The organism is Nocardioides sp. (assembly GCF_036503465.1).
Lineage (GTDB): Bacteria > Actinomycetota > Actinomycetes > Propionibacteriales > Nocardioidaceae > Nocardioides.
Map to the genome: position 1 here is coordinate 1 of NZ_DASXWU010000070.1, position 12,272 is coordinate 12,272.

7 protein-coding genes are annotated in these 12,272 nt (G+C 70.7%); all 7 read left to right on the plus strand.

Annotation, left to right across the window (positions count from 1 at the left end; genetic code table 11):
* A partial coding sequence (locus tag VGK78_RS13320) for a mycothiol transferase (RefSeq protein WP_331528137.1) occupies positions 1 to 432 on the plus strand: 432 nt, incomplete at its 5' end.
* 55 nt (positions 433 to 487) lie between these two features.
* Positions 488 to 3,037 carry an FtsK/SpoIIIE family DNA translocase gene (locus VGK78_RS13325; RefSeq protein ID WP_331528138.1) on the plus strand — a complete coding sequence of 850 codons (2,550 nt, stop codon included), beginning with the start codon at positions 488 to 490 and terminating at the stop codon, positions 3,035 to 3,037.
* Between the two features lie 5 nt (positions 3,038 to 3,042).
* Positions 3,043 to 4,731 (plus strand): helix-turn-helix domain-containing protein, encoded by a 1,689-nt coding sequence (locus tag VGK78_RS13330; RefSeq protein ID WP_331528139.1) that lies wholly within the window; start codon positions 3,043 to 3,045, stop codon positions 4,729 to 4,731.
* Positions 4,732 to 4,803: 72 nt separating this feature from the next.
* On the plus strand, positions 4,804 to 6,255 hold the full coding sequence (rimO, locus tag VGK78_RS13335; RefSeq protein ID WP_331528140.1) for a 30S ribosomal protein S12 methylthiotransferase RimO: 1,452 nt from the start codon (positions 4,804 to 4,806) through the stop codon (positions 6,253 to 6,255).
* Positions 6,252 to 6,857: a CDP-diacylglycerol--glycerol-3-phosphate 3-phosphatidyltransferase gene (pgsA, locus tag VGK78_RS13340; protein ID WP_331528141.1), complete on the plus strand. Its 606-nt coding sequence runs from the start codon at positions 6,252 to 6,254 to the stop codon at positions 6,855 to 6,857. The genes rimO and pgsA overlap by 4 nt, the downstream gene beginning before the upstream one ends.
* 150 nt (positions 6,858 to 7,007) lie before the next feature.
* Positions 7,008 to 9,584, plus strand: a complete 2,577-nt coding sequence (locus tag VGK78_RS13345; RefSeq protein ID WP_331528142.1) for a 5'-nucleotidase C-terminal domain-containing protein — start codon at positions 7,008 to 7,010, stop codon at positions 9,582 to 9,584.
* Positions 9,585 to 9,618: 34 nt separating this feature from the next.
* Positions 9,619 to 12,272 (plus strand): ExeM/NucH family extracellular endonuclease (locus tag VGK78_RS13350; protein ID WP_331528143.1); only part of this gene is annotated, 2,654 nt, incomplete at its 3' end.

The window sequence follows — 12,272 nt, forward strand, 5'->3', positions numbered from 1 at the left end:
GGCGACGACGACCTGGCCTGGCGCCCCGACCCCGAGGCCAATTCCATCGCCTCGCTGCTCTGGCACCTCACCCGGATCGAGGACGACCATGTGTCCGCGGTCGCGGGCCGGGAGCAGACCTACACCGTCGAGGGCTGGGCCGAGCGGTTCGGCCTGCCCTTCGACGTGCGCGAGCACGGCTACGCGATGAGTGCTACCGACGTCGGCAAGGTGCGGGTGAGCGCCGACCTGCTGGCCGGCTACTACGAGGCCGTCGCGGCCCGGAGCGCGGCGTACGTCGCGAACCTCGCGCCCGACGACCTCGACCGCGTCGTCGACGAGGCCTGGGACCCGCCGGTGACGCTCGGGGTCCGCCTGGTCAGCGTGGTCAACGAGGTCAACGCCCACCTCGGCCAGGCGCAGTACGTCCGGGGGCTGCTGGAGCGCCGGTAGCCGTCCCGGCGTGTGATCCGTGTGACGGGAGTGACGGTGACCTAGATTCGTCACCATGGCGACCCGTACGTCTTCCCCGCCGGGTTCGCGAAGCAGGAGCACGTCCTCGCGAGGACGTGGGAGCAGCTCGCGTTCCCGGAGTACGTCGAAGAAGCGGCCACGCGCGCGCAGCCGGCGTCCGGCGCCCCGAGCCGTTCGCTCGGGGCGCGGTCCCGTTCGGCGCCTGTTCGCGGCGCTCGGCCGCGGGCTCGCCGCCATCTGGCTCGGGATCGCCCATGCGATCGGCGCGGTGGCCCGCAGGATCGGCAAGACCGCGCACGACCTCGAGCCGGAGCACCGGCGCGACGGGATCGGCCTCTTCCTGTTCGGCCTGGCTGTCGTCGTCGCAGCGGCTGTCTGGTGGCAGCTGCCCGGTGGCCTCACCGACGGCGTCCGGACCGTGGTGTCCGGCTCGGTCGGCAAGGTCGGCTGGCTGGTCCCCCTGATGCTGGTCTGGATCGGGTGGCGCAACATGCGCGACCCCGAGAGCAACGGCCCGGCCGGCCGGCAGGTCGTGGGGTGGGTCGCACTGGGGCTCGGTCTGCTCGGCACCGTCCACATCGCGGCGGGCAACCCGGCTCCCGTCAACGGCGACTCCTCAGACCTGCGCGGCGCCGGGGGCGCGATCGGGTACGTCGTGTCGAGCCTCCTGCTCGACCTGCTCCGCACGGCGTACGTCGTGGTGCCGCTGCTGCTGCTCCTGTCGGTCTTCGGGATCCTCGTGATCACGGCCACGCCGGTCTATCAGGTCCCGGTCAAGCTCGCGGCGTTCCGCGACCGGATGCTCGGCCGTACCCCGGTCGAGCAGTCCGACCTCCCCGAGAACGGCGTCCGGAGCCGGCGCCGGCGCGGCGCGCTCGGTGGCGACGAGTACGACGCGGAGATGGGCGACCCGGCGTACGACAGCCCGGTCCTGTCCGAGCGGGAGCTCAAGCGGCGCCGTGGTCGCGCCCGGGCCGAGGCGGGGGACGAGGACGCCGACACCACCCAGGCGATCCCGGTGAGCGCGCAGGACGACACCGCCACCGACCTGGTCGCCCCGCCGCACACGCCACTGCCCACACGGGCGGAGCAGCTCGAGCTGTCCGGCGACGTCGTCTACTCGCTGCCCGCCAACGACGTGCTCCGTCCCGGCTCGCCGCACAAGCCGCGCTCGCGCGCCAGCGACGACGTGGTCGGACGACTGACGCAGGTGCTCGAGGAGTTCGACATCGACGCCCAGGTGACCGGCTACATGCGTGGCCCGACCGTCACCCGGTACGAGGTCGAGCTCGGCCCTGCCGTCAAGGTCGAGAAGGTCACCGCGCTGTCGAAGAACATCGCGTACGCCGTCGCCTCCGCCGACGTGCGGATCCTCAGCCCGATCCCCGGCAAGTCCGCGATCGGCATCGAGATCCCCAACTCCGACAAGGAGATCGTCTCCCTCGGCGACGTGCTCCGCTCCAACACAGCGCGCTCCGACCACCACCCGCTCGTGGTCGGCCTGGGCAAGGACGTCGAGGGCGGGTTCGTGGTCGCCAACCTCGCGAAGATGCCGCACCTCCTGGTCGCCGGCGCCACCGGCTCCGGCAAGTCGAGCTTCATCAACTCGATGGTGACCTCGCTGCTGATGCGGTCGACGCCCGACGAGGTGCGGATGATCATGGTCGACCCGAAGCGGGTCGAGCTGAACGCCTACGAGGGCATCCCGCACCTGATCACCCCGATCATCACCAACCCCAAGAAGGCCGCCGAGGCGCTGGCCTGGGTCGTGCGCGAGATGGATCTCCGGTACGACGACCTGGCCAACTTCGGCTTCCGGCACATCGACGACTTCAACAAGGCGGTCCGTGCCGGGAAGGTCAAGGTGCCACCCGGTAGCGAGCGCGAGGTCGCGCCGTACCCCTACCTGGTCGTGGTCGTCGACGAGCTCGCCGACCTGATGATGGTCGCCCCGCGCGACGTCGAGGACGCCGTCGTCCGCATCACGCAGCTGGCCCGGGCCGCCGGCATCCACCTGGTGCTGGCGACGCAGCGGCCGAGCGTCGACGTGGTGACCGGGCTGATCAAGGCGAACGTCCCGTCGCGACTGTCCTTCGCGACGTCGAGCCTCGCCGACAGCCGGGTCATCCTCGACCAGCCCGGCGCCGAGAAGCTGGTCGGCCAGGGCGACGGGCTGTTCCTGCCGATGGGCGCCTCCAAGCCGGTGCGCGTGCAGGGTTCCTGGGTCACCGAGGCCGAGATCCACCAGGTCGTCGCGCACTGCAAGAAGCAGCTGACGCCGACCTACCGCGACGACGTGACCGCACCGCAGCAGAGCAAGCGCGAGCTGGACGACGACATCGGCGACGACCTCGACCTGGTGATCCAGGCCGTCGAGCTGGTCGTGTCCACCCAGTTCGGCTCGACCTCGATGCTGCAGCGCAAGCTCCGGGTCGGTTTCGCGAAGGCCGGCCGGCTGATGGACATCCTCGAGAGTCGCGGGGTCGTGGGGCCGTCGGAGGGCTCCAAGGCACGTGACGTGCTGGTGAAACCCGACGAGATCGACAGTGTGATCGCCACCCTTCAAGGGGAGATGGGGGCCTGACCGACATGACCACCGAGCTGACCACCGAATCCAGCACCGACGAACCCGTGACCATCGGCGACCCGGTGACGGCGACCGAGCACCTCGTGGAGGTACGCCGCCGGCCGGCCGTCGCCGCGGCGCTCGGTGCCGGCGCCTCCCTGGTCGCCGTCGCGTACCTCGCCCGAGCGGCGAGCGGGGGCGGAGCGCTCGACTGGGCCCTGACCGCCGTGCTCGGGTTGATCGGGGTGGTCAACCTGGCCGCCCTGCTCGACGCCCGCACCCCGCTGCTCGTGGCCGACGACCTGGGGGTCCGGCTGCGCCTGGGTCGCACCTGGGTCGGGCTGCCCTGGGCCGGGCTCCACGAGGTGGAGCACCGCACCCGCCGGGGCTGGTGGCGCGACGGCCTGCTGAGCGTCCACACCCGCTACGTCCAGCGGGTGCTCGAGGACCTCGATCCCGGTGCGCGCCGGGTCGCCAGGATCAACCGACGGCTGCACCGGTCGTCCCTGGCCGTCCCGCTCGGCCTCGCGACCCGCGTGGTGGGCGCCGATCCCGACCTGACCACGGTGCTGCGCGACCTCGCTGACGGCCGGACGCCCGTGGTGGAGACGGCACCGGCCGAGGAGGGCACCGTCCTGCCGGACGACGAGCCGGAGGCACCACACGACGATGCTCGGCCGCGCCGGATCCCCGACCCGCGTCCCGCCATCGCGCACCTGATCGGCGTGGTCGCCGCCAGGCTCGAGCGGCCGGACCGCGACCAGGACGAGGACGAGGACGAGGACGACGAGCTGGTGGAGGAGATCGCCAGCGAGACGCCACCTCCCGCACGCGAGACGGTCGTCGCCGCGCGGGCGGAGGTCCGCCACGAGACCCGGCACGAGATCGAGCCGCACGAGCCGGCGTACCTGCTCGAGGAGGACACCCAGGTCTGGGGTGACCTGCACGACGTACCCGAGGACGACGGCCCGTCCCTGATCGACGACTACGCCGCCCAGCCGGCGCCCGATCCGGTGATCGGTCCGCAGTTCGCCGAGGCTCGCCGGCGTCTCGGCCTGTCGGTCGACGAGCTCGCCGACCGGACCCGCATCCGTCCCCACGTGATCGAGGCGGTCGAGGTCGACGACTTCAGCGCGTGTGGCGGCGACTTCTACGCCCGTGGTCATCTGCGCACGCTGGCCCGGGTGCTCGGCGTCGACGGCACGCCGATCCTGGCGACCTACGACGACCGGTACGCCGACGCCCCGATCGACCCCCGCCGGGTGTTCGAGGCCGAGCTCGCGACCGCGGGCTCGATCCGCGCGACCCGCGGCGGGCCGAACTGGTCGGTGCTGGTCGCGGCCGTGATGGCCCTGGTCCTGTGCTGGTCGGTCGCACGGCTGGTGACCGGCGGCCCCGACCAGAGTCAGGACCAGGCGGTGCTGAGCGGCTCCGGCGGCCCCAACCACCACCAGGGCGTGTGGACGAAGCCCGTCCCGGTCACGCTGACCGCGGCCGGCGGCGGAGCGCGCGTGGTGGTCCGCGACGGCGTCGGGAGGCTCATCTTCTCCGGCGACCTGTCCTTCGGGCAGAAGCACACCGTGCAGGCATCACCACCGGTCCAGGTGCAGTCCACCGACGGGTCGGTGCGCGTGACGGTCGACGGGCAGGACCGCGGGCGCATGGGGCCCGCGGGGCACCCCGCCACCCAGTCGTACGTCGCCCGCCGCTGAGCTCGCCTTCCTCCAGCGGGCTTCGGGGGTCCCTGGGGGCGGGGTCCCCGGGCGTCGGCATACTCGGGCCTGATGACGACCAGATCCCGGGACGTCCCTCCTGCCAGCATCGCCACCGCCACCGTCGCCCTGGTGACGCTGGGCTGCGCGCGCAACGACGTCGACTCCGAGGAGCTGGCCGGGCGGCTGGCCGCCGACGGTTTCCGGCTGGTCGACGACCCGGAGGACGCCGAGACGGTGGTCGTGAACACCTGCGGGTTCGTCGAGGCGGCCAAGAAGGACTCCATCGACACGCTGCTGGCTGCCGCCGACCTCAAAGACTGCGGTCGCACCCGGGCGGTGGTCGCGGTCGGGTGCCTGGCCGAACGCTACGGCAGAGACCTCGCGGAGTCACTGCCCGAGGCCGATGCGGTGCTCGGCTTCGACGACTACCCCGAGATCGCCGCCCGGCTGAGGTCGGTCCTGGCCGGCGACCGGCTCCACCCCCACGCACCGGAGGACCGACGGAAGCTGCTACCGATCTCGCCGGTGGAGCGAGACGCGAGCGCCCTGTCCGTGCCGGGCCACGCCTCGGACATCGGCACCCACGGTCCCGACAGCGGTCCCAGGACCGTACGCCGCCGCCTCGCGGGCGGCCCGATGGCGCCGCTGAAGCTCGCCAGCGGCTGCGACCGTCGCTGCTCGTTCTGCGCGATCCCGAGCTTCCGGGGGTCGTTCGTCAGCCGCCGTCCGTCCGACGTCCTGGCCGAGGCCCGTTGGTTGGCCGGCGAGGGCGTGCGCGAGGTGTTCCTGGTCAGCGAGAACAGCACGTCGTACGGCAAGGACCTCGGCGACGTCCGGCTCCTCGAGACGCTCCTGCCCGAGCTGGCGGAGGTCGAGGGGATCGAGCGGGTCCGTGTCTCGTACCTGCAGCCAGCCGAGACGAGGCCCGGCCTGGTCGAGGCGATCGCGACGACAGCGGGTGTGAGCCGCTACTTCGACCTGTCCTTCCAGCATGCGAGCCCGGTGCTGCTGCGCCGGATGCGCCGGTTCGGCAGCCCGGAGAGCTTCCTCGACCTGCTCACGCGACTCCGGTCCCTCGCACCGACGGCCGGCGTCCGGTCGAACGTCATCGTCGGCTTCCCCGGCGAGACCCAGGACGACCTGCAGACCCTGTGCGACTTCCTGGTCGCTGCCCGGCTCGACGTCACCGGCGTCTTCGGCTACTCCGACGAGGACGGCACCGAGGCCGCCGGACTTGACGGCAAGCTCGACGAGGACGAGATCCGGGCCCGGGTCGAGCACGTCACCGACCTGGTCGAGCAGCTGACGGCCGATCGCGCCGAGGACCGGATCGGCGAGGACGTCGTGGTGCTCATCGAGACGGTCGAGGGCACCGTGGTCGAGGGACGGGCCGACCACCAGGGGCCCGAGGTCGACGGCACCACCCGGTTGACGACCGGATCCCACCGGGTCGGCGACCTGGTGCCGGCCCGGGTCGTCGCTGCCGAGGGTGCCGACCTGGTGGCGGAGCCACGCACATGACCGAGCAGGCCGCGACCGTCGGGAACTGGAACCTGCCCAACGTCCTCACCGGGCTGCGGATCGTGCTGGTGCCCGTCTTCGGCTACGCCTTGCTGCATGACGCCGGCGACTCGATCCTCTGGCGCTGCATCGCGACGGCCGTCTTCGCGGTCGCCATGGTCACCGACAAGATCGACGGCGACATCGCCCGCTCACGCGGCCTGGTCACCAACTTCGGCAAGATCGCCGACCCGATCGCCGACAAGGCGATGACCGGGATGGCCTTCGTCGGTCTGTCGATCGTGGACGACGTCTGGTGGTGGGTGACGATCGTGGTCCTGCTGCGGGAGTGGTCGGTGACCCTGCTTCGGCTCTCGATCCTCAAGCGCGTCGTCGTCGCTGCCACCCGGAGCGGCAAGATCAAGACGACGCTCCAGGCCGTCGCCCTGACCGGCCTGTGCCTGCCGCTGCGCCAGGTCCACCCACCGCTGCACGATGCCGGGGTCGTGCTGTTCTACGTCTACGAGGTCGGGCTGGGCGTGGCGGTGGCGATGACGATCTGGTCCGGCTACGAGTTCTTCCGTGATGTCTGGCGCCAGCGGGACTCGCTGCGGTCGGGGTGAGTTTCTCCCGCCATAGCACGACCTCAGGCTTCACCCGCCTCCCGCCTCCCGCCTGGTGCGATTTCTCGAATCGTCGTTTAGGGTGACGCGCACCACACAGCCCAGAGCACCGGCGCTCTGGGCTCTGGCTTCGGAAGGACCCGACCCTCGATGCATCGATCGTCCCGTTCCCGCAACCGCCTCGGCCTCATCGCAACCGCCGCCTTCGCCGTCGTCGGCGCCATGGCGAGCGTCGTCTCGGCTCCTGCCGCACACGCGGCGGACCCGGTGACCATCAACCTGCTCGGCATCAACGACTTCCACGGGCGGATCGACCCGAACATCACCGTCAGGTGGGCCTGGGAGATCGAGCACCTGCGCGACCAGACCGTCACGCCGTCCGACGGCGGCCTGCTGGTCGGAGCGGGTGACCTGGTCGGCGCCTCGCTGTTCAACTCCGCGGTGGCGGACGACCAGCCGACCATCGACGTGATGAACGAGATCGGGCTCGACGCGAGCTCCGTGGGCAACCACGAGTTCGACAAGGGCTGGGACGACCTGAAGAACCGCATCCTCGGCGGTGACGTGAACAACCCGACGAACGCGTCGTGGAACTACCTGGGTGCGAACGTCTACTCGAAGGGCACCACCGACCCCGTCCTCCCGGCGTACGAGACCTACGACGTCGGCGGCATCACCGTGGGCGTCATCGGTGCCGTCACCCAGGAGACGTCGTCGCTGGTGAGCCCCGGCGGCATCGCCGACCTCACCTTCGGCCCGGTGGTCCCCGCCATCAACCGCGTGGCGGGCGAGCTCAGCGACGGTGACACGACCAACGGCGAGGCCGACGTGATCGTGGCCGTCGTGCACGCCGGCGCGGTCGACGGCACCAAGGGGTATGACGAGGAGGTCGCCCAGGGCGGCGAGTTCGCCGACATGGCGAACAACCTCGACCCCGAGGTGAACGTCGTCTTCCAGGGCCACACCCACCAGAAGTACGTGTACGACGCGCCGGTCACCGGCGGCGACACCGCCACCCGCCCGATGCTGCAGACCGGCTCCTACGGCTCCAACATCGGCCAGGTCGTGCTCACCGTCGACCCCACCACCAAGCACGTGACCGGCTACACCGCCAGGAACAACGCCATCCCGACCGACGACAACAGCACGCTCATCGCGCAGTACCCGGACGTGCTGAACCCGATCAACACCACGGTGACCAACGCGGTCACGAACGGGAATTCGGTCGGCAACCAGGCAGTCGGCAGCATCACCTCCGACATCACGACCGCCTTCACCGGCGGCTCGTACGTCGACGGCACCTACACCGGCGGCACTCGGGACGACCGCGCCTCGGAGTCGACCATGGGCGACCTGGTCGCCAACGCCTTGCGGGACGGCCTGCCGGCGGACATGGGCCACGCCGATCTCGGCATCACCAACCCCGGTGGCCTCCGCGCGGAGTTCTACTACGCCGGAGACACCGTCAACGGCGGGCCCAACAACACCGATGGTGTCGTGACCTACGCCGAGGCGAACAACGTCCTGCCGTTCGTCAACAACATCTGGACGGTCGACCTCACGGGCTCGGACCTCGAGCAGGTCCTGGAGGAGCAGTGGCAGCCCGCGGGCGCCTCGCGGCCCTACCTCAACCTCGGGCTCTCCGACAACGTCCAGGTGACGCTCGACCCGAGCCAGCCGGAGGGTCAGCGGGTCACCTCGGTGCGGATCAACGGCAAGCGGCTCGACCCCGACAAGACCTACACCGTGTGCACGTTCTCGTTCCTCGGAACCGGCGGCGACAACTTCTCCGCCTTCACCAACGGGACGCCGCACGACACCGGTCTGGTCGACCGCGACCTGTGGATCGGCTACCTCAAGAGCCACCCGGGGCTCGGTCCCGACTTCGCCCGGCAGGAGGTCGACGAGTCCGGGATGCCGTCGTACGTCGCGGGCGGGGACCACCTCTCGTTCTCGCTGAGCAAGCTGGACCTGACGTCCCTGGGCAGCCCGGCCAACCAGACCGTGGAGGTCTACGCCCGGACCGCTCAGGGCCGTGACCACCTCGGCTCGTTCCCGGTCACCGACGGCAGCGCCACGGTCGAGATGGACGTCCCGGCCGACATCCCGGCGAACTCGGCCCTGACCGTGATCGCGATGCCGTCCGGCACGACGCTCGGCAAGACCGACGCGGTGAGCAGCCTGCAGGCCGAGGCCCCCACGATGACCTACGGGACGCCGGGCACGGTCCACGTGGCCGTCGACCCGGCGGAGGCGACGGGCCACGTGACCGTCCTGGACGGCACGCGCAAGCTCGGCACGGGCACCATCGACGGCGGACAGGCGGACGTGACGATTCCGGGCACGGCGCTGGGGCCGGGCCACCACGGCCTGACCGTGTCGTACGCCGGTGACAGCACCAACACCGGAGCCTCGACCGCGGTCGACCTCCGGGTCACCAAGGCGACGCCGACCATGAAGGTCCACCACTGGCCCGCCCGGGTCCACGCCGACCGCACCCACGTGAAGCTCGTGGTGAAGCTGCGAAGCCCCGGCCACATCGTCACCGGACCGGTGTCGGTCCGCACCGGCGGCCGCACCTACCTGGCCCGCCTCTCCGATGGCAAGGTCATGCTGCGACTGCACACCTACACCACAACCGGCAAGAAGCACGTGGCGGTGAGGTACCTGGGCAGCGCCGTGGACCGGTCGGTGAGAAAGACGTTCACGATCCGCGTCGTCAGGTAACCGTCCCCCCGGTCAAACCCCGAAAGGTTCACACATGTCCAGATCTCGGTCGGCTCTGGCTACCCTGGCGACGGTCGCGACCGCCGTCAGCGGTGCCGCACTGCTCGCCCCGCAGGCGTCCGCCAACACGCCCGGTCCGGGCCTCGTCATCAACGAGGTCTACGGCGGGGGTGGCAACTCGGGCGCCACGCTGACGAACGACTTCGTCGAGCTGAAGAACACCGGCTCCGCCACCGTGTCCCTCGGCGGGATGCGGCTCGAGTACCGGTCGGCGACCGGTACGGGTGACGCCGGCTCCGGCATCACCCCGCTGCCGGATGTCGACCTGCCTCCCGGCGAGAGCTTCCTCGTGCAGGAGGCGAAGGGGGCCGGCGGTACCCAGTCCCTGCCGGCTCCTGACGCCACCGGCACCATCGCGATGGGCTCCTCTGGCGGACAGGTCTATCTGGTCAAGGCCTCCGCCACCGACCCCTTCGACCCCGGGACCGGAAACATCGACAACCCCGATGTCGTGGACTTCGTGGGGTGGGGCTCGACGACGACGAGCTACGAGACCGCGCATGGCCCGGCCAGCAGCAACACCACATCGGTTGCGCGTAATGCTGCCGGCGACGACACCAACAACAACAGCGCGGACTTCACGGCGGGAGCGCCGACCCCGTCGGCGTGCGGCACCGACTGCCCGAGCACGCCTCCGCCGCCGCCGACGGAGCACACGATCGCGGAGATCCAGGGCACCGGTGCCTCCTCGCCGCTGACCGGCGACCGGGTGATCACCCAGGGCGTCGTGACCGCGGCGTACCCGGACGGCGGGTTCTCCGGCTTCGTGATCCAGACCGACGGCACCGGGTCTGGCACCGACCAGACCGACGGGGCCTCGGACGGCATCTTCGTCTTCCAGTCCGGTGGCCCGGTGACGGTGCAGGTCGGCGACTACGTGCAGGTCACCGGCGACGTGAGCGAGTACCGCGGGCTCACCGAGCTGGACGTCGACGCGGCTGACGTCCGGGAGCTCGACGCGACGCCGGTCGGCATCACGCCGTTGGCGATCGCCTATCCCGACACGGCGGCCGGTCGCGAGGCGCACGAGAGCGAGCTGCTCGCGCCCACCGGTCGGTTCACGGTCACGGACAACTACGACACCAACCAGTACGGCGAGATCGGGTTGGCGACCGGCGACCACCAGCTGTGGCAGCCGACCGGTCTCTACAACCCCAACATCGACCCGGCGGGCGTCGCGTCGGTCGAGGCTGAGAACTTCGGCCGCGGCGTGGTGCTGGACGACGGATCTAGCTGGAACTACCTGACGACGTACAAGAACACGGCGATGCCGTGGCTGACCAAGGAGAACCCGGTCCGGATCGGCTCGGCGGCCACTCTCCAGGCGCCGGTGATCCTGGACTACCGCAACAACCTGTGGAAGTTCCAGCCGACCCATCAGGTCACCGATGCCGGGACCGACGTCGCGACCTTCAGCGACACCCGGGCCGCGAACCAGGCCCCGCAGCACGTGGGTGGCGACATCAAGCTCGGCACGTTCAACGTGCTCAACTACTTCAACACCACCGGCGAGGACTGGGTGGCGAGGGGCCACACCTGCAGCTTCTACTACGACCGCACCGGGGATCCGGTCGGCGACAAGGAGTGCTCCGACAACGGCCCGCGCGGTGCGGCGCAGTCCAGCGGTGGGGCCGACCTGGCCGCCTCCACGGCCGACTTCGAGCGGCAGCAGGCCAAGGAGGTCAGGGCGATCAACACCATGGACGCCGACATCCTGTCGCTGGAGGAGATCGAGAACTCCGTGGTGCTCGGCGAGGACCGCGACGACGCGCTGGCGTCCCTCGTGGACGCGTTGAACGCCGACGCCGGCACGACCCGGTGGGCCTACGCGCCGTCACCGGAAGGGCAGGGTGCCCTGCCGCCGCTCGACCAGCAGGACGTGATCCGGACGGCGTTCATCTACAACCCGGACACGGTCGAGCTGGTGGGCGCGTCGAAGGTGCTCTCCGACGAGTCCGGCCCGGGTGAGCCGTTCGAGAACGCCCGCGAGCCGCTGGCCCAGGAGTTCAAGCGCAAGGGTGCGCTGGACCGCGACGGCTTCCTGGTGGTCGTCAACCACTTCAAGTCCAAGGGGTCCGGCGTCGACGACGGCACGGGACAGGGCCTGTCCAACCCGGACCGGGTCGCGCAGGCGCACGCCCTGGTCGACTTCGCGAACGCGACGGCCCAGGCCGACGGCACCAAGCGGATCTTCCTGGTGGGTGACTTCAACTCCTACACCCAGGAGGACCCGATGCAGGTGCTGTACCAGAAGGGGTTCGTCAACCAGCCGAGCGACGACGACGCGGATACGTCGTACGAGTTCGACGGCATGGCCGGCTCCCTCGACCACGTCCTGGCCAACACGGCGGCGGCCAACCTGATCACCGGTCGCGACGTGTGGCAGATCAACGCCGAGGAGTCGGTCGGCTTCGAGTACAGCCGGTACAACTACAACGCCGAGCTGCTCTACCAGCCCAACCAGTTCCGCGCCTCCGACCACAACCCGGAGCTGGTCGGGATCGACGCCCCGTTCAGCCACCAGGCGTCCACGGTGACTGCGACCGCGACCCCGAGCACGGTGCAGAAGAAGAAGGGCACCTCGCGGATCGACGTCACCGTCACCGGCGCCCAGGGCGTCACACCGAC